The 18,750-nt window shown below is 62.2% G+C and carries 17 protein-coding genes and 1 other RNA gene; 7 read left to right on the top strand and 11 right to left on the bottom strand.

Going from position 1 to position 18,750, the window contains the following annotated elements:
- Window positions 1-120: 120 nt before the first annotated feature.
- Window positions 121-1,491: a CYTH domain-containing protein gene (locus tag JWU58_RS02000; protein WP_206421412.1), complete on the top strand. Its 1,371-nt coding sequence runs from the start codon at window positions 121-123 to the stop codon at window positions 1,489-1,491.
- 157 nt (window positions 1,492-1,648) lie between these two features.
- Here the strand turns inward: JWU58_RS02000 and JWU58_RS01995 are convergent, their stop codons facing one another.
- A complete protein-coding gene (locus JWU58_RS01995) occupies window positions 1,649-2,113 on the bottom strand; it encodes an Lrp/AsnC family transcriptional regulator (RefSeq protein WP_024014730.1) in 465 nt (154 codons plus the stop codon).
- Between the two features lie 126 nt (window positions 2,114-2,239).
- Here JWU58_RS01995 and JWU58_RS01990 point away from each other — a divergent pair, with 126 nt between their 5' ends.
- The 3 genes from JWU58_RS01990 to JWU58_RS01980 all read left to right on the top strand — a co-directional run bounded on the left by JWU58_RS01990 (window position 2,240) and on the right by JWU58_RS01980 (window position 4,840).
- The gene (locus tag JWU58_RS01990) at window positions 2,240-2,578 is read left to right on the top strand and encodes a hypothetical protein (RefSeq protein ID WP_123441782.1); all 339 of its coding nucleotides are present in this window, start codon (window positions 2,240-2,242) and stop codon (window positions 2,576-2,578) included.
- A gap of 92 nt (window positions 2,579-2,670) precedes the next feature.
- Window positions 2,671-4,455, top strand: a complete 1,785-nt coding sequence (gene tfpB / locus JWU58_RS01985; protein ID WP_123441783.1) for a type IV pilus assembly ATPase TfpB — start codon at window positions 2,671-2,673, stop codon at window positions 4,453-4,455.
- A gap of 64 nt (window positions 4,456-4,519) precedes the next feature.
- Complete coding sequence (locus JWU58_RS01980) at window positions 4,520-4,840, top strand: DUF2388 domain-containing protein (RefSeq protein ID WP_172667868.1); 321 nt, start codon at window positions 4,520-4,522, stop codon at window positions 4,838-4,840.
- A 186-nt stretch (window positions 4,841-5,026) separates the two neighbouring features.
- Here JWU58_RS01980 and gcvP read toward each other — a convergent pair whose 3' ends face one another.
- The 10 genes from gcvP to JWU58_RS01930 all read right to left on the bottom strand — a co-directional run bounded on the left by gcvP (window position 5,027) and on the right by JWU58_RS01930 (window position 17,873).
- Window positions 5,027-7,900 (bottom strand): aminomethyl-transferring glycine dehydrogenase, encoded by a 2,874-nt coding sequence (gcvP, locus tag JWU58_RS01975; RefSeq protein ID WP_206421411.1) that lies wholly within the window; start codon window positions 7,898-7,900, stop codon window positions 5,027-5,029.
- Between the two features lie 236 nt (window positions 7,901-8,136).
- A complete protein-coding gene (gcvH, locus tag JWU58_RS01970; RefSeq protein WP_123441785.1) occupies window positions 8,137-8,520 on the bottom strand; it encodes a glycine cleavage system protein GcvH in 384 nt (127 codons plus the stop codon).
- Window positions 8,521-8,567: 47 nt separating this feature from the next.
- A complete protein-coding gene (gene gcvT, locus JWU58_RS01965; RefSeq protein WP_024014735.1) occupies window positions 8,568-9,650 on the bottom strand; it encodes a glycine cleavage system aminomethyltransferase GcvT in 1,083 nt (360 codons plus the stop codon).
- Window positions 9,651-10,073: 423 nt separating this feature from the next.
- A complete protein-coding gene (locus tag JWU58_RS01960) occupies window positions 10,074-11,687 on the bottom strand; it encodes an ABC transporter permease (protein ID WP_206421410.1) in 1,614 nt (537 codons plus the stop codon).
- Between the two features lie 153 nt (window positions 11,688-11,840).
- On the bottom strand, window positions 11,841-12,845 hold the full coding sequence (locus tag JWU58_RS01955) for an extracellular solute-binding protein (RefSeq protein ID WP_073470981.1): 1,005 nt from the start codon (window positions 12,843-12,845) through the stop codon (window positions 11,841-11,843).
- A 216-nt stretch (window positions 12,846-13,061) separates the two neighbouring features.
- Entirely contained in the window at window positions 13,062-14,279 is a 1,218-nt protein-coding gene (locus JWU58_RS01950) for a 2-octaprenyl-3-methyl-6-methoxy-1,4-benzoquinol hydroxylase (RefSeq protein ID WP_177433303.1), read from the bottom strand.
- Between the two features lie 9 nt (window positions 14,280-14,288).
- On the bottom strand, window positions 14,289-14,774 hold the full coding sequence (locus tag JWU58_RS01945; protein WP_206421409.1) for a DUF4442 domain-containing protein: 486 nt from the start codon (window positions 14,772-14,774) through the stop codon (window positions 14,289-14,291).
- Complete coding sequence (gene ubiH / locus JWU58_RS01940; protein WP_206421408.1) at window positions 14,767-15,954, bottom strand: 2-octaprenyl-6-methoxyphenyl hydroxylase; 1,188 nt, start codon at window positions 15,952-15,954, stop codon at window positions 14,767-14,769. The genes JWU58_RS01945 and ubiH overlap by 8 nt, the downstream gene beginning before the upstream one ends.
- Window positions 15,951-17,285: a Xaa-Pro aminopeptidase gene (gene pepP / locus JWU58_RS01935; RefSeq protein ID WP_206421407.1), complete on the bottom strand. Its 1,335-nt coding sequence runs from the start codon at window positions 17,283-17,285 to the stop codon at window positions 15,951-15,953. Before pepP ends, ubiH begins: the two co-directional genes overlap by 4 nt.
- A gap of 27 nt (window positions 17,286-17,312) precedes the next feature.
- Window positions 17,313-17,873, bottom strand: coding sequence for a YecA/YgfB family protein (locus tag JWU58_RS01930; protein WP_123441789.1), 561 nt, complete (start codon window positions 17,871-17,873; stop codon window positions 17,313-17,315).
- Between the two features lie 125 nt (window positions 17,874-17,998).
- Between JWU58_RS01930 and JWU58_RS01925 the strand changes: the two genes are divergently transcribed.
- The 3 genes from JWU58_RS01925 (at window position 17,999) to ssrS (ending at window position 18,731) form a co-directional block, all read left to right on the top strand.
- On the top strand, window positions 17,999-18,208 hold the full coding sequence (locus JWU58_RS01925) for a TIGR02449 family protein (protein WP_007911197.1): 210 nt from the start codon (window positions 17,999-18,001) through the stop codon (window positions 18,206-18,208).
- Window positions 18,205-18,522 (top strand): cell division protein ZapA, encoded by a 318-nt coding sequence (locus JWU58_RS01920; RefSeq protein ID WP_016772632.1) that lies wholly within the window; start codon window positions 18,205-18,207, stop codon window positions 18,520-18,522. The genes JWU58_RS01925 and JWU58_RS01920 overlap by 4 nt, the downstream gene beginning before the upstream one ends.
- A 30-nt stretch (window positions 18,523-18,552) precedes the next feature.
- Window positions 18,553-18,731: non-coding RNA, 6S RNA (ssrS, locus tag JWU58_RS01915), on the top strand.
- Window positions 18,732-18,750 lie beyond the last annotated feature (19 nt).

Raw genomic sequence — 18,750 nt, 5'->3', positions numbered from 1 at the left:
AACCATCCGGCGCGCGGAATAAACCGCCGCAGGGCGTAGGAAGTTTGACTCCTGTACACTGCACGGCCTTGGCAGCCACCCATTCCCCCGGCTGCGCTCCCGATTCTGGATGTTCCGGCCATGCAAAAAGAAACTGAAATCAAACTCCGCGTCAGCCGCGAAACCCTCGCTGCCCTGCGCGAGCACCCGCTGCTGAAGAAACGCAACAAAAGTGGCTGGGAACGCCGTGAGTTGATGAACCAGTACTTCGACACCCCCGAGCGCGACCTCGCCCAAGCCAAAGTCGCACTGCGCCTGCGCAAGGACGGTGACGAAGTGATTCAGACCCTCAAGACCCGTGGCCAAAGCGTCGCCGGTCTGTCCGAGCGTAACGAGTACGACTGGAAACTGGCGAAAGCCAAGCTCGATGTGAAGAAACTCGACGGCGAATGCTGGCCCGAGGCACTGGCCGAGCTGGACAAGAAAACCCTCAAGCCGATCTTCACCACCGATTTCGTCCGCGAGCGCGCCGAAATCGCCTGGGGCCGTGGCAAGACCAAAGTGGTCATCGAAGCCGCGTTGGATCTCGGTCACGTAGTGGTCGGCAAGCAGAAGGAAGAAATCTGCGAGCTGGAACTGGAGCTGCGCGAAGGCGAGCCTGCCGCGTTGCTGGAACTGGCTGCCGAACTGGCCGAAACCCTGGCGCTGATGCCATGCGATATCAGCAAGGCCGAGCGCGGTTATCGTCTGCACGACGCCAACAGCTACTCGCTGAGCCTGCCAGCGCCGCAGCTGACCACCGAAACCCGTCTCGACGACGCCTTCGCCGCGCTGAGCTGGCATCTGCTCGGCAGCAGCCAGCGTCTGGCCGAACAATATCGCTTCAACGGCCACTGGCGTCTGCTGCAGGACTGGGTCGAGAACCTCGCGGAAATGCGCGCACTGCTCAGCAGCCTCGGCCAAGCGGCGCCGCGTCAGTCGACCCACGATCTGCGCGTGGCCCTCGATGCCTTGCTGGAAGACTGGCGCCCGTTGGTGCAGGTCGGCATCGAGGACGAAGACGTGCGTAAAGCCGCGCCTGAGCAGTTCCTCGAAGAACTGGAAGACCCGCGCTGGGGGCAGTTCTCGCTGAACGCTTCACGCTGGCTGCTGGCCCGCACCTGGACCGCCGACCGCAACACTCGCGGCAATCGTCAGGGTGACGCGCAACTGCACAGCTGGTTGCCGCGTCTGCTGGGCGAAGAAGCCACTGCTCTGCAGTTGCAGCGCTATCAGCAGCAGCCGGAAGATCTTGCTGAACAACTGCCGCGTATCGAGCGCATCCAGGTCTGGTTGCACCATGCGCGCAACGTGCTGGACATCCCGGAAATGGATCGCCTTTACGGTGAGCTGAACAAACTGGCGCAACTGGCCAACGAGCCGACCATCACCGACGAACTGCTCGATGCACGCAAGCATCAGGCGATTGCGGTGTACCAGAACCGCGCCTGGAAAATCCTCCTGCGCATGTGATGCCCCTGTGGCGAGGGGATTCATCCCCGCTGGGTCGCAAAGCGGCCCCGCTCTTGAAAAAGCGGGGACTGCTGCGCAGTCCATCGGGGATAAATCCCCTCGCCACAGTAAATACCCCCGCCACAGTAAAATCCCCTCGCCACGAAGGCCATCCGCACTAGACCGGCAGGCTGGTGGTGGACTTGATCTCCGACAGCGCCACGATCGAATTCACTTCCTGTATCCCCGGCACCAGCGACAGCTTCTCGAAGAAGAACCGCTCGTACGCCTCGATATCCGCCGCGACAATGCGCAGCATGAAATCCACCGCCCCCATCAGCACATAACACTCCAGCACTTCCGGAAAGCCGCGAATCGCCTCGGTGAATTCGGTGAAGTTCGAACGCCCATGAGCGTTGAGTTTGATCTCGGCAAAAATCTGCGTGTTCAGGCCGATCTTCTTGCGATCCAGCAAGGTCACCTGGCCGCGAATGATGCCCTCCTCCTTCATCCGCTGAATCCGCCGCCAGCACGGCGATTGCGACAGGCCGACCTGCTCGGCGATCTGCGCGCTCGACAGCGAAGCGTCTTCCTGCAGCAAGGCGAGGATCTTGCGGTCGTAGGCGTCCAGCTCGCTATGCATAAAAAATCCTCAAAGATCAGCTTTTACGAATCAACTCTTTCGATAAATCCGTTCAGACGCCGATCATAGCCAAGAAATACCCCGCACCGAATGTAAAAATTTCTCCAGTAATTTTGGAGACTCGCCATGCCGCACCTTGAAGCCGTGAACAGCCCCGCTGCCCGCGCCGATGTCTGGAACGTCAACAACGCCCACTGCCTGGCGCAGTACCGGATCCTCGCCGAGGCCGAGCCGGATCTGCTGGTGCGGGTGCTGAATCTGTTCGCCTTGCAGTTTCTGACGCCGGAGCAGGTCAAGGTCCAGCGCCAGGACGATCTGCTGTCGATCGATCTGCTCATGAGCGGCCTGAGCTGGCATCGCGCGCAAGTGATCGCGGAGAAACTGCGTAACCTGATCAGCGTCTGCGCAGTGGATCTGCACAACGCCGACGCGGCGTGGCAGGCGCCCGCCCAAGCGGCCGGCTGACAAATCCGGCAACGGCTTCGTCGGGTAGTGGCCCAACGGTCAGCGGGGCCACGACTATCCTTTTGCGCATGACGCTTAAAAAGGAAAGCCGCATGTCCGTTCAATTTGTCACTCAGGACCGCTGGCTGGACCTCAACGATGTGTTACGGGAACTGGTCGCCCAAGGCTTCATCTGCCAGGACGCGGCGGAACAGGCGCTCAATGCCCGCCGTCGCCATGCTGCTCACGGGCAGATGCATCCGCTGGAATTCATCGCCAGCCAGCAACTCGACGACCTCAGCCGTCCGGGCAAACATCTGGATCTGGAAAGCCTGACCCTGTGGCTGGCGCAACAGGCCGGTCAGCCGTATTTGCGCATTGATCCGCTGAAAATCAATGTCGCGGCGATCACGCCGCTGATGTCCTATGCCTTCGCCCAGCGTCACAAGATTCTCGCCGTCGCCGTGGACCGCGACTCGGTCACCGTGGCCAGCGCTCAGCCCTACGTCAGCGGTTGGGAAGCTGACCTGACCCACGTATTGAAGCTGCCGATCAAACGGGTCGTGGCCAACCCGGTCGACATCCAACGCTTCAGCGTCGAGTTTTTCCGGCTGGCCAAATCGGTCAGCGGTGCCAGCAATGCCGACGCCCAAAGCGGCAACCTCGGCAACTTCGAACAACTGCTCAACCTCGGCGCCAGCGACCAGGAGCCGGACGCCAACGACGCGCACATCGTCAACATCGTCGACTGGCTGTTCCAGTACGCCTTCCAGCAGCGCGCCAGCGATATCCACATCGAACCGCGCCGCGAGCACGGCACCGTGCGCTTTCGCATCGACGGCGTGCTGCACAACGTCTATCAATTCCCGCCGCAGGTGACCATGGCGATCGTCAGCCGCCTGAAAAGCCTCGGCCGCATGAACGTCGCCGAAAAGCGCAAACCCCAGGATGGCCGGGTCAAGACCAAGACCCCGGACGGCGGCGAAGTGGAGCTGCGGCTGTCGACTTTGCCGACGGCGTTCGGCGAAAAAATGGTCATGCGGATTTTCGATCCGGAAGTGCTGCTGAAGAATTTCGACCAGTTGGGTTTCAGCGCCGACGACCTGCGCCGCTGGCAGGACATGACCCGCCAGCCAAATGGCATCATTCTGGTCACCGGGCCGACCGGTTCGGGCAAGACCACCACTCTGTACACCACGCTGAAAAAACTGGCGACGCCGGAGGTTAACCTCTGCACCATCGAAGACCCGATCGAAATGGTCGAGCCGGCTTTCAACCAGATGCAGGTGCAGCACAACATCGAACTGACCTTCGCCGCCGGGGTGCGCGCGCTGATGCGGCAGGACCCGGATATCATCATGATCGGCGAGATCCGCGATCTGGAAACTGCGGAAATGGCGATTCAGGCCGCGCTCACCGGGCACTTGGTCCTGTCGACGCTGCACACCAACGATGCGCCGAGCGCCATCAGCCGTTTGCTCGAACTCGGCGTGCCGCATTACCTGATCAAAGCGACCGTATTGGGCGTCATGGCACAGCGTCTGGTGCGCACTTTGTGCCCGCACTGCAAGGCGCCGCTGACGCTCGAAGATGAAGATTGGCAAACCCTGACCCGGCCCTGGCAAGCGCCGCTGCCGAGCAATGCGCAGCAGGCGATCGGCTGCCTGGAATGCCGCGACACCGGCTATCGCGGCCGCGCCGGCGTGTACGAAATCATGCAACTGAGCGACAGCCTCAAAGCGTTGATCACTCCGGATACCGACCTCACCGCGATCAGGCGTCAGGCCTTCAAGGAAGGCATGCGCAGCCTGCGCCTGTCCGGCGCGCAGAAAGTCGCGGCGGGGCTGACCACGGTGGAGGAAGTGCTGCGGGTGACACCGCAAAGTGAGTTGAAATAATTCAGCACGGAACTGGATCGGGGATCGGCTATCCAACGCCGTAGTCAATCCCAGGAGTCACCTCATCATGCGTCTCAAACTCGCTGTCGCCACCTTGGCCCTGCTGTCGCTTCCCGTTGGTTCGGCCATGGCGGACAGCTTTTGGCGTAACGTCATCTCCTCCGGTGCCACCACCGGCTCGACCTACCTGACCTTCAAGGATCACAAGCTGATCGTCGCCGCCCAGGACGACGCCGGCAGCTTCGTCGCCAGCGACGGCGGCATCCGTGGCCCGTACCTGGAAGCAGCGATGCAGAAAGTCCGCGCCGACAACCCTGGCCTGCAGGCTTCGGACATGGAACTGGCGAACGCGATTCTGGCGAAGAACGCCGTGGCTTCCGAGTAAGCCTCGCACCCTCAAAAATGCCGCTCGATCGAGCGGCATTTTTTTGCCCGGATTACCGCCTCACCACCATGCCTTGTGGGAGCGAGCCTGCTCGCGAAAGCGGTGAGCCAGTCACCGCAAATGCCGGCTGGACGATTGCTTTCGCGAGCAGGCTCGCTCCCACAGGGGCGGTGGTGGATTTAGAGATCAGCGGTAATCATCCACCGGCACACAGGCGCAATACAGATTGCGATCGCCATAAACGTTATCCACCCGATTCACCGCCGGCCAATATTTGTGCAAGCGTGTGTGCGCATCCGGGGTGATGGCCTGTTCGACACTGTAGGGTCGCTCCCAGACTCCAGTGACATCGGCCAAGGTATGCGGGGCGCGTTTGAGCGGGTTGTCTTCGCCCGGCCAGTTGCCCTTCTGCACTTCATTGATCTCGGCGCGAATGCTCAGCATCGCCGCGATGAAGCGGTCGAGCTCTGCCTTGGACTCGCTCTCGGTCGGCTCGACCATCAACGTCCCTGGCACCGGGAAGGACATGGTCGGCGCGTGGAAACCGTAATCCATCAGACGCTTGGCGACGTCCTCCTCGCTGATGCCGGTCTGCGCCTTGAATGGGCGCAGATCAAGAATGCATTCATGGGCCACGCGGCCATTGCGCCCGGTGTAGAGCACCGGGAACGCGCCGGATAAATGCTGCGCCAGATAATTCGCCGCCAGAATCGCCACCTCGCTGGCGTCCGCCAGTTGCGGGCCCATCATGGCGATGTACATCCAACTGATCGGCAAAATGCTCGCACTGCCCCACGGCGCTGCGCTGACTGCGCCGTTCTGTGCCAGCGGCCCGTCAATCGGCACCACCGGATGGTTGGCGACGAACGGCGCCAGATGCGCACGAACGCCGATCGGGCCCATGCCCGGCCCGCCGCCGCCATGGGGAATGCAGAAGGTCTTGTGCAGGTTCATGTGCGACACGTCGGCGCCGATGTCCGCCGGCCTGGCCAGGCCGACCTGGGCGTTGAGATTGGCGCCATCCATGTACACCTGGCCGCCATGCTGGTGGATCACTGCGCAGATGTCGCTGATGCCTTCCTCGTAAACCCCGTGGGTCGACGGATAGGTCGCCATCAGGCACGACAACTTATTCCCCGCCTCGGCGGCTTTCAGCTGCAGATCATCCAGATCGACATTGCCCGCCTCATCGCATTCGACAATCACCACACGCATCCCGGCCATCTGCGCCGAGGCCGGGTTGGTGCCGTGGGCCGACGATGGAATCAGACAGATGTCCCGAGCGCCCTCCCCCCGGCTCTCGTGATATTTACGGATCGCCAGAAGCCCGGCGTATTCGCCCTGGGCCCCGGAGTTGGGCTGCATACAGATCGCATCGAAACCGGTAATCGCACAGAGCCAACGCTCAAGCTCCTCGATCATCAGCGTGTAACCGACAGCCTGCTCCCTCGGCACGAACGGGTGCAGATGGGCGAACTGCGGCCAGGTGATCGGGATCATCTCGCTGGTGGCGTTGAGCTTCATCGTGCACGAGCCCAGCGGGATCATCGATTGGTTGAGTGCCAGATCCTTGTTTTCCAGCTGTTTGAGGTAACGCAGCATCTCGGTTTCGCTGTGGTGAGCGTTGAACACCGGATGTTGCAGGTACGGCGTACTGCGCTGGAGTTCGTCGGGAATTCCCGAGGCGATGTCCTGCGCATCAAGCGCATCAACGCTCAGGCCGTGATCGGCGCCGAGCAGCACATCGAACAGCTTCGCCACGGTGTGTTCATCACAGGTCTCGTCCAGACTCAGACCGACGCGGCCACGACCAAGAATACGCAGGTTGATCTGCGCTGCCTGAGCACTTTCGATGATCGCCGTTTGCGCACCGCCGACCTCCAGAGTCAGCGTGTCGAAGAACTGCCTGTTGAGCCGTTTGATGCCGTTGCGCTCGAGTCCCGCCGCGAGGATGCAGGTCAGGCGATGCACGCGCTGGGCGATACGCTTCAAACCCTCCGGGCCGTGATACACCGCATAACAACTGGCGATATTGGCCAGTAGCACCTGCGCGGTGCAGATGTTCGAATTGGCTTTCTCGCGGCGGATATGTTGCTCGCGGGTTTGCAGGGCCATGCGCAGCGCGACGTTGCCGCGAGCATCTTTCGACACACCGATGATCCGCCCCGGAATCGCTCGTTTGTATTCCTCGCGGCTGGCGAAGAACGCCGCGTGCGGGCCGCCATAACCCATCGGCACACCGAAACGCTGGGACGAACCGAACACCACATCGGCACCCAACTCGCCCGGCGGCGTCAGCACCAGCAGGCTGAGCAAATCGGTGGCGACGCAGGCCAGGGCCTGTTGTGCGTGCAGGTGGTTGACCAAGGGTTTGAGATCGCGGATTTCGCCGTGGGTGTCGGGGTATTGCAACAGCGCGCCGAACACCTCGTGCTGCGCCAGGTTATCCACCGCGTCGACGATCAGCTCGAAGCCGAAACCTTCGGCGCGGGTCTGTACCACGGAGAGGGTTTGCGGATGGCAATTTTCATCCACAAAAAACAGATTGCTCTTGGACTTCGCCACGCGCTTGGCCAAAGCCATGGCTTCGGCCGCTGCGGTAGCCTCATCGAGCAGCGAGGCGTTGGCCAGTTCCAGGCCGGTAAGGTCGATGGTCAGTTGCTGAAAATTCAGCAGGGCTTCGAGCCGGCCTTGGGCGATCTCTGGTTGGTATGGGGTGTACGCGGTGTACCAACCGGGATTTTCCAGCACGTTGCGCAGGATCACGGTTGGCGTGACCGTGCCGTGATAGCCCATGCCGATCAGGCTGGTGAACAGCTGATTCTGCTCGGCATAACCGCGTAATTTCGCCAGCGCAGCCTGTTCGTTGAGGGCCGGCGGCAGATCCAGTGCGCGATTGAAGCGAATGCCCGGCGGCACGGTCTGCTCGATCAGCTCGGCGCGACTGCCCAGGCCAAGGCTGTCGAGCATCGCTTGCTGCTCGGCGGCATCCGGGCCGAGGTGGCGGCGCAGAAAGGCTTCGGGATCGCGTAACTGGCTCAGGGACGGCGACTGGGACATGACGGGCTCTCCTGGCTGGCGCTTGGCGTCAATCGACACGGTCAAACCAGCATAGCAGGCGAGTTTTCAAGATCACGCCGCCCCTGTGGGAGCGAGCCTGCTCGCGAAAGCGGTGTTTCAGAAACCTTGGCATTGACTGATATGGCGCTTTCGCGAGCAGGCTCACTCCCACAAAGGGATATTCGTCGCCCATAAAAAAGCCCCGACGAATCGGGGCTTTGGGGCGCGCCGGCAAGTTACTCGCCGATGGCAGCCTTGTAAGCCGCCGCATCCAGCAGCTTGTCCAGCTCGGCCTTGTCGCTTGGCTTGAGCTTGAAGATCCACGCGACGTACGGGTCGGAGTTCAGCAGTTCGGGCGAGCCGCTCAGGTCTTCGTTGATCGCGATGACCTCACCGCTGACCGGGGCGTAGATGTCGGAGGCGGCTTTCACCGACTCGACCACGCCGGATTGATCACCGGCGGCGAACACCTTGCCGACTTCGGTCAGTTCGACGAACACCACGTCGCCCAGCGCTTCCTGCGCGTGATCGCTGATGCCCACAGTGACGGTGCCGTCGGCTTCCAAACGCGCCCATTCATGACTTTCGGCAAAACGCAGTTCGGCAGGGATATCGCTCATCTTCGGTTCCTCGGAAATTGGTCAGCGGTCATACCCGCCAGAAAAGGTTAGATCAAGGTTTTGCCATGGCGCACGAAGGTCGGTTTGACCACCCGTACCGGGTACCACTTGCCACGGATTTCCACTTCGGCGCGGTCGGCGGTTGCCATCGGTACACGCGCCAGGGCAATCGATTTGCTCAGCGTAGGAGAGAAACTACCACTGGTGATCTCCCCTTCGCCAACATCGGCGATGCGAACCACCTGGTGAGCACGCAAAACCCCGCGTTCTTCCAGTACCAGACCGACCAGTTTGTGCGCCACACCGGCGGCTTTTTCCGCCTCCAGCGCCGCGCGGCCGATGAACTGCCGCGAGGCCGGCTCCCAGGCGATGCTCCAGGCCATGTTCGAGGCCAGCGGTGAAACGTCCTGATGAATGTCCTGACCGTACAGGTTCATCCCAGCCTCGACCCGCAAGGTGTCACGGGCACCGAGGCCAATCGGCGAAATGCCGGCGCCGACGAGGTCGTTGAAGAAACCCGGCGCCTGATTCGCGGGCAGGCAGATTTCCAGGCCATCCTCGCCGGTGTAACCGGTACGCGCGATGAACCAGTCGCCGTCGATGGCGCCTTCGAAAGGTTTGAGTTGCTGGATCAGCGTGGCACGGGACTGGGTGACCAGTTCGGCAATCTTGTGCCGGGCCTGCGGGCCCTGGATGGCGAGCATCGCCAGCTCGGCGCGCTCGTGCAGTTGCACGTCGTAGGCGCCGAGCTGGGCGTTCATCCAGGCCAGATCCTGATCGCGGGTCGAGGCGTTGAACACCAGCCGGTACGCGTCGTCGAGGCGATAGACGATCATGTCGTCGACGATGCCGCCGCGCTCATTGAGCATGGTGCTGTACAACGCCCGGCCGGTGCGGTGCAGACGTTCGACGTCGTTGGCCAGCAAATGCTGGAGCCAGGCTTTGGCCTGGACGCCGGTGACATCGATCACGGTCATATGGGAAACATCGAACACCCCGCAATCGCGGCGCACTTCGTGGTGCTCCTCGACCTGCGAGCCGTAATGCAGTGGCATGTCCCAACCGCCAAAATCGACCATCTTCGCGCCGAGCGCGAGGTGCAGGTCATACAGAGGCGTACGCTGTCCCATGGGTTTCTCCTTCCGGGCGTGGCGAGGGTGCGGACCGCCGCTATACGGCGGAAAGCCTTGATGAATAAGGCTTTCAGCCGATTCCAGCGCACGGGTCTGTCAGACGAACCGCACCGAATGCCGCGCATTGTAGCCGCATGATGTAGGACTGACGACTACGGGGGCGTTCTCAATTGGTTTCCCCACCGCGTTGTCGCCTAAAAGCGAGCCAGGCAAGGCGCAGGCCGCTGGGAATGGTATTCCCTTTTCAAGGCCTGCAACGCAGGCTGGCTCGCTTTTAGGCACAACCCGGAGGGCCGGGCCTGCTGTTGTGCAGGGCTGCGTTGCTCGAAGCTTATTTGGAACAACCAAACCACGCTTCTCGCGTCTTGCCCTGCACAACAGCAGGCCCGGCGCGGTGGGGAAACCAATCGAGAACGCCCCCTAGTTTCGGTGCGCCGAACGTCGAATCAATCCGATCACCGGCAACAACCCGACCAGCACCAGCGTCAATGCCGGCAATGAGGCGCGCGCCCATTCGCCTTCACTGGTCATTTCAAAGATGCGCACCGCCAGCGTGTCCCAGCCAAACGGGCGCATCAGCAGGGTCGCGGGCATTTCCTTGAGCACATCGACGAACACCAGCAACGCCGCGCTCAAGGTGCCGGGCAGCAACAGCGGCAGATACACTTTGAAAAACAGTCGCGGCCCACTGACACCCAGGCTACGTGCCGCTTCAGGCAAAGATGGCCGTATACGCGCCAGACTGCTTTCCAGCGGCCCGTAGGCGACGGCAATGAAGCGCACCAGATAAGCCATCAGCAACGCCGCGAGGCTGCCGAGCAGCAACGGTTTGCCGGCACCACCGAGCCAGGCGGAGAGCGGAATCACCAGTTCACGATCCAGATAACTGAAGGCGAGCATGATCGACACCGCCAGCACCGAACCGGGCAAGGCGTAGCCGAGATTGGCCAGACCGACCCCGGAGTTGATGGCTGGGGTCGGCGCCAGACGCCGGGCAAACGCCAGCAACAGCGCAACGCTGACGGTGATCAGCGCGGCCATCGCCCCCAGATACAGCGTGTGCAGGATCAGCCCGGCGTAGCGTTCATCCAGATCGAAGCGCCCACGCTGCCAGAACCAGACGATTAGTTGCAGCACCGGGATAACGAAGGCGCAGGCGAATACCAATGCACACCAGCCTGTCGCCGCCAACGCCTTGAGCCCGCGCAGGTGATACAGCGCTTTCACCCGTGGCCGCTCATTGCTTGCCCGATTCGCCCCGCGCGCACGGCGCTCGCCGTACAGCACCAGCATCACCACCAGCAGCAACAGACTGGCCAGTTGTGCGGCGCTGGGCAGGCTGAAGAAGCCGTACCAGGTCTTGTAGATTGCCGTGGTGAAGGTGTCGAAGTTGAACACCGACACCGCGCCAAAATCGGCCAGGGTTTCCATCAGCGCCAGCGCCACGCCCGCGCCGATCGCCGGACGCGCCATCGGCAGCGCAACCCGCCAGAACGCCTGCCACGGCGACTGCCCGAGCACCCGCGCCGCTTCCATCAGGCCTTTGCCCTGAGCCAGGAATGCGGTGCGCGCCAGCAGATAAACGTAGGGATAAAAAACCAGCACCAGCACCACGATCACCCCGCCGGTGGAACGCACCCGTGGCAGGCGCAGGCCGCTGCCGAACCATTCGCGCAACAGGGACTGCACGGGGCCGGCGAAATCCAGCAGGCCGACGAAGACGAACGCCAGTACATAGGCAGGGATGGCGAAGGGCAGCATCAGCGCCCAGTCGAGCCAGCGCCGACCGGGGAATTCACAGAGGCTGGTCAGCCACGCGAGGCTGACACCCAGCAGGGTCACGCCGACACCGACGCCGAGGATCAGCGTCAGGGTATTGCCGAGCAGTCGCGGCATCTGGGTTTGCCACAGATGCGACCAGATCTGCTGATCGATGGTCTGCCACGACAACAGCAGCACGCTCAGCGGCAACAACACCAGCGCGGCGATGGCGAAGACGATGGGGTACCAGCGGCGTTGGGCGGGGTGGGCCAAGGAAACAATCTCGTTCAAATGATTGTGCCCACGCTCTGCGTGGGCACACATCCTGTGACGCTCCGCGTCACGCTTTCAGCGGCACAACGCAGAGCGTCGAGGGCTGCATTCCCACGCGGAGCGTGGGAACGATCGACAGTTACACGAAACGCTTCAATTCCACCCCGCCCGATCCATCATCCGGATCGCCTCGGCCTGACGCTTGCCCGCCACCTCAACCGGCAAGGTATCGGCGACAAACTTGCCCCACGCCGCCACTTCTTCCGAAGGCGCCACCGCCGGGTTGGCCGGGAATTCCTGGTTCACGTCAGCAAAAATCTTCTGCGCCTCAGGCGTGGTCATCCATTCGACCAGGGCCTTGGCCGCTTCCGGGTGCGGTGCATGTTTGGTCAGGCCGATGCCCGACAGATTCACATGCACACCGCGATCGGCCTGATTCGGCCAGAACAGCTTCACCGGCAATTCAGGCTTCTGCTTGTGCAGGCGACCGTAGTAGTAGGTGTTGACGATGCCAACGTCGCACTGCCCGGCGTTGATCGCTTCCAGCACTGCAACGTCATCGGAGAACACGTCAGTGGACAGGTTGTTGACCCAGCCCTTGAGGATTTTCTCGGTCTTCTCGGCGCCGTGGACTTCGATCATGGTCGCGGTCAGCGACTGGTTGTAGACCTTCTTCGCCGTGCGCAGGCACAGGCGGCCTTCCCAATTCTTGTCGGCCAGCGCTTCATAGGTGGTCAGTTCGCCCGGCTTCACCCGCTCGGTGGAGTAGGCGATGGTCCGCGCGCGCAGGCTCAGGCCGGTCCAGGCGTGGGTGGACGAGCGATATTGCGCTGGAATGTTGGTGTCGATGGTTTTCGAGGTGAATGGCTGGAGGATGCCCATCTGCTCGGCCTGCCACAGGTTGCCGGCATCGACGGTGAGCAGCAGATCGGCTGTGGCGTTTTCACCTTCGGCCTTGATGCGCTGCATCAGCGGCGCTTCCTTGTCGGTGATGAACTTGATCTTCACCCCGGTCTTGGCGGTGTAGGCATCGAATACCGGTTTGATCAGCTCATCGATACGCGACGAGTAAACCACCACCTCATCGGCGGCCTGGGCAGTGGTGCTGCCGATCAGGGTCAAGGCCAGTGCGGTCAGAAGACGCTTGGGTGCCAACATGGGAGTGGTCTCACGGTCGGGAAAGGTGGGCCAAATGATAAGGACTCACATTTACCACCACAATCGAACACTGGGGGAAGGCGTTACCAGATGTTGCACGACTCAAAACTGCGGTAAGTGGGCGGACGCTTTCGCGAGCAGGCTCGCTCCCATATTGGAATGCATCTCAACTGTGGGAGCCTGCTCGCGAAGGGGCCATCAGCCTCAATGAGGCGGTCAGGGCTTTGCCAGAGCTGGAAGATCCCCGGTCAACCCCAGCGCCTCGCGCACAAACAACGCCTTCGCCTCGGGCATCTGCTCGACCAGCTTCAACCCGGCATTGCGCAACCAGCGCAGCGGCAGCGGGTCGGCCTGGAACAACCGCTCGAAGCCTTCCATCGCCGCCATCAGCGCCAGATTGTGTGGCATGCGCCGACGCTCGTAGCGGCTCAGCACCTTCACGTCTGCCAGGCGCTCACCGCGCTCATGCGCTTGCAGCAACACTTCCGCCAGCACCGCCGCATCGAGGAAACCAAGGTTCACACCCTGCCCGGCCAAGGGGTGAATGGTGTGCGCCGCATCACCGATCAAGACCAGGCCCTCAGCGACGTAGCGCTTGGCGTGACGCTGACGCAACGGCACGCACAGACGCGGGTCGGCGCTGATGACTTCACCGAGGCGCCCCTCGAAGGCTCGCTCCAGCTCAGCGCAAAACGCAGTCTCTTCCAGCGCCATCAAGCGCTCGGCTTCAGCCGGTGTGGTCGACCAGACGATCGAGCACCAGTCCTGCTGACCGTCACGCTCCAGTGGCAAAAACGCCAGCGGCCCGTGATCGGTAAAGCGCTGCCAGGCGGTTTTGCGGTGCGGCTGGCTGCAGCGCACGCTGGTGACGATGGCGTGATGCAGATAATCCCACTCGCGGGTCGCCACGCCGGTCAGACGGCGCACCGCTGAATTGGCGCCGTCCGCCGCGATCACCAGCGGCGCGCGCAAGGTGCGGCCATCGGCCAGGGTCAGCAGCCAGTCGTCGCCGGAGCGACGCATCTGCTCCAGCCGCGCATTGGCCAGCATGCCCAGGTCGCAATCATGCAAACGCTCGAGCAGCGCATCCTGGACCACGCGGTTTTCGACGATGTGGCCGAGCACATCGGCATGTACGCTGCTCGCCGAGAAATGAATCTGCCCGGTGCCGCTGCCGTCCCAGACGTGCATGTCGGTGTACGGGCTGCTGCGCCGCTGGGCGATGCCGTCCCAGACGCCGAGGCGTTCGAGAATGCGCTGGCTCGCCGCCGACAACGCGCTGACGCGCGGTTCGAACGCCGCTTCGGCATCGAACGGCTTCACGCTCAACGGGCTACCGTCGAGCAACAGCACTTCCAGCCCACTGTCCTGTAGCGCCAGCGCCAGGGCGCTGCCGACCATTCCGGCTCCGACAATCAGCAGATCTGCGCGCATTTCCATGCTTTAGGCCTGTCTCGCTTGCGGCTTGAGCCGCACGTAAAGGGTTTTACCGACCCGCGCCACAAGGTTGCCGGCGCCGTCATGAATGTCGACCTGCAACTGCGGCAGGTATTTATCGCCGTTGGCGGTCTGCCGGCGGATCTCGTCGAGCAGGGTCTGGTCGATGTTGAACCGGGCGAACACCAGGCCTTTGCCCGGCGCAATGAAATCGATGTCGGCGGCCTTGTCCCAGACGATGTACTTCGGACCGAGGTTTTCCATGAGCATCAACATGAAGAACGGGTCGACCATCGAATACAGACTGCCGCCAAACTGGGTGCCGACGTAGTTGCGGTTGTACCAGCCCAACCCCATGGACACCTGCACATCGCGAAAGTCGCCACTGATGTGTCGAACGCGCACTCCGGCGCCGAGATACGGCGGGTAGAAGGTCATTACCCAGCGCATCAATCGTGCCTTGCCGAATTTTTTGCTCAGCCACTCAAGCATCCGGACGGGTTCCCAGGCCCATCGCCTGCCGGGCGAACCAGCGTTTGGCTGGCGGCAGCAGGTCGAGGCCGAGCAGGCCGAGATTGCGCCCCAGCGACACCAGCGGCTGGGTGCTGCCGAACAGGCGCGTGACCTGATCGGAGAAGCCCACCGTCAGGTCCTGATCGAGGCGCTGCCGTTCGCGATAGGCCTGCAACGTGGCGAAGTCGCCCAGCGGCTTGTCGCTGGCCAGCAGCGCGGCAGCCAAGGCGTCGGCGTCACGCAGCGACAGGTTGAAGCCCTGGCCGGCGATCGGGTGCAGGCTGTGTGCGGCGTTGCCGAGCACGGCCAGATGCGAACGCACCTGTTCTTCAGCTTCGATCAGTGACAGCGGATAAAGATGCCGTGCGCCGACCTGTTTCAAAGTGCCGAGGCGGTAACCGAACACACCTTGCAGCTCGCTGAGAAAATCACGCTCGCTCAATTCAGTCAGACGCTGCGCGTCCATGCCCAGCCGCGTCCACACCAATGCGCATCGATTGTCCGGCAGCGGCAGCAGGGCCATCGGCCCCTCATCGGTAAAGCGCTCGAAGGCCATACCGTTGTGCGCTTCGCTCGGGGTGATGTTGGCAATCAGCGCGCTCTGGTTGTACGGGCGCTTGCGCACGTTGATGCCCAACTGTTCGCGCAACCCGGAGCGGCCGCCATCGGCGAGCACCGCGAGGTCGCATTCAAGGGTGGTTTCATCGTTGAGGGTCAGGCGATAGCCATCGGCCAACGGCTCCATGCGCATGACTTCCGCCGGGCAGCGCCACGTGATCACGTCTTTGTCGAGGTGCTGCCACAGGCACTGGCCGAGCCAGGCGTTTTCCACCACGTAACCGAGCGCTGGCACACCCTCTTCCATCGCCGACAAGCGCGCGGTGGAGAAGCGGCCACGGTCGGAGACATGAATCTGTTTGATCGGCTCGGCGCGGCGGGAAATTTCCTGCCACACGCCCAGGCGCTGATAAATCTGCCGCGAGCCGAACGACAGCGCCGAGGAGCGGGCGTCGTAGCTCGGCTGCCAGCTGTCGCCGGGGGCGAACGGTTCGATCAGGACGATCTTCCAGCCCTGCGCCTTGGCCCCGGCCTTCAACGCCAACGCCAGACTGGCGCCGACCAGACCGCCACCGATGATTGCCAGATTGACTCGACTCATGCTGCGTGTGTCCTTGCTTGTGCCATCAGCGCTTCGATCTCGGCGACGGTTTTCGGCACGCCGCTGGTGAGGATTTCACAACCGGATCGGGTCACGACCACGTCATCCTCGATACGCACGCCAATACCGCGCCATTTCTTCGCCACGTTCTGATTGTCCGCGGCGATGTAGATGCCCGGCTCCACGGTCAACGCCATGCCGACCTCCAGCACGCGCCATTCGCCGCCGACCTTGTACTCGCCGACGTCATGCACATCCATGCCCAGCCAGTGGCCGGCGCGGTGCATATAGAAAGCTTTGTAGGCTTCGCTCGCAATCAACTCGTCGACCTCGCCTTGTAGCAAACCGAGTTTCACCAGCCCTGTGGTAATCACTCGAACCGTGGCTTCGTGCGCCTGATTCCAGTGCTTGTTAGGGGCGATCTCGGCAAATGCCGCTTCCTGGGAAGCCAGCACCAACTCGTAGATCGCCTTCTGCTCCGGCGAAAACTTGCCGTTGACCGGCCACGTACGGGTGATGTCGCTGGCGTAGCAGTCGATCTCGCAACCGGCGTCGATCAACACCAGATCGCCGTCCTTGAGCAACGCGTCATTCTGCTGGTAATGCAGGATGCAGCTGTTGCGCCCGGCGGCGACAATCGAACCGTAGGCCGGCATCTTCGCCCCGCCCTTGCGGAATTCGTAATCCAGTTCGGCTTCGAGGCTGTATTCATACAGCCCCGGACGACTGGCCTGCATCGCGCGGATATGCGCCTGCGCCGAAATCCGCGCGGCTTCGCGCATCACCTTCACTTCTGCCGCCGATTTATACAGGCGCATGTCGTGCAGCAGATGATCCAGGGCAACGAATTCATTCGGCGGCTGCGCGCCGAGGTGCGCCTTGGAGCGGATCACGTTGATCCAGTCCATCAGGTGCCGATCAAATTCGGGGTTGCTGCCCATCGCCGAATACACCCGGTCGCGGCCTTCGATCAGGCCCGGGAGAATGTCGTCGATGTCGGTAATCGGAAAAGCATCGTCGGCGCCATATTCGCGGATCGCGCCTTCCTGCCCGGCGCGCAGGCCATCCCACAATTCGCGTTCGGCGTTGCGTTCACGACAGAACAGGATGTACTCGCCGTGCTCGCGGCCGGGCATCAGGACGATGACGGCTTGTGGCTCGGGAAAACCGCTGAGGTACTGGAAGTCGCTGTCCTGACGGTAGACGTGCTCGACGTCGCGGTTGCGGATGGCCACCGCGGCGGCGGGCAGGATCGCGATGCTGTTGGGTTCCATCTGCGCCATCAGGGCCTTGCGGCGACGGCTGTATTCCGCTTTGGGGATATGGGTCATGGGCAGATGGCTTTCCCTGGCACGCGATTAATGCAACGACGGCTTGGCGGCTGGCGGCACATCGGCTTTTTTGGTTTCCGAGAACAGCAGCAACGGCGCGACGCGCAGGTATTCCATGACTTCCATGTAGTCGGATTCGCCGTCTTCGGATTCTTCCAGCGCGTCCTGCACCTGGGAAATGGCGGCCAGATCCTGCAGCACTTCGGTGGCTTCGGTGCTGAGCATGCTGCTGTCGCGGCAGTTCAGGCCGAAACCGCTGAGGAAGCCCTGGCACCACTCGCCCAGTGCGGCAGCGCGGTCCGCCAGCGGTGCATCGTCGGTCGGCAGCAGCAGAACGACGGTGACGTCGTCGCCGGTCAGCTCGCCTTTGACCATCTCCTGCAGGCCGATCAGGGCGTTGCGGACGTTGTCCTGGATCTCGCCTTCGAGCAGTTCGGCGGCGTCGATCAGCCAGCCTTCGTGATCGAAGCCGGCCCCGGCGCAACTGCGCCCGAGCAGCACGCCGTGCAGTTCGGCAGGCGAGACGTTGTGGCCGCTGGCAGTCAGCAGGGTGGCAAAGGCTTGGTACGGGGAATTCGCAATGGTCATGGGCAGCTAGGCGCCAGACGGCGCTATGTCTAGAATGAAGGCCTTGTATCCTACATCGACAGCCCCGCCAAGACCATTAAAGGCTGTCCGCCAGTCACCACCCATCAGACGAACACGTGGACCCAATGGAAGACACCGACCTGCAAGCGCTGATGGCCAGACTCGAACTGCTGATTGGCCGAGTCGAGCAACTTAAGAGTCAAAACGCACTCTTACTAGCTCAGGAAAAAACCTGGCGCGAGGAACGCGCTCACCTCATTGAAAAAAACGAAATCGCCCGGCGTAAGGTCGAATCGATGATTTCGCGCCTCAAGGCCCTGGAGCAAGACTCATGAGTTCAAGCAATAGCGTTACCGTGCAGATCCTCGACAAAGAGTATTCGATCATCTGCCCGCCGGAGGAACGCAGCAATCTGGTCAGCGCCGCCCGCTACCTGGATGGCAAGATGCGCGAGATCCGCAGCAGCGGCAAAGTCATCGGCGCCGACCGCATTGCCGTGATGGCCGCGCTGAACATCACCCACGACCTGTTGCACAAAGAAGAGCGCCCGGACATCCAGGCCAGCGGTTCGACCCGCGAACAGGTACGCGACTTGCTCGATCGTGTCGATCTGGTCCTGGCCGACGATCAGAACACCGCCAAGGGCTGATTCGACTGACAGCTTGAGGTATACTCGCGGCACTCCCTGGGGTGCTTGCCAGTTGACGATGTCCCGGAGCCGATTCGCACTACCCTGGAAGTTGCACGTTGGGCTGGTGTGCATGTCCGCTAGACGGAAAGCCTTAAAGTCTACTGCTTCTTCCACCTTGAACTTTCGGGTTCAAGGGCTGAGTTGACAGCGGTTCATCCGGGGAGCCTGATTCGAATCCGATGTCGG

Origin of the sequence: Pseudomonas atacamensis (genome assembly GCF_017167965.1) — a bacterium.
In the GTDB taxonomy this organism is placed as follows: domain Bacteria; phylum Pseudomonadota; class Gammaproteobacteria; order Pseudomonadales; family Pseudomonadaceae; genus Aquipseudomonas; species Aquipseudomonas atacamensis.
This window is presented reverse-complemented; position numbering and strand designations above follow the sequence as displayed.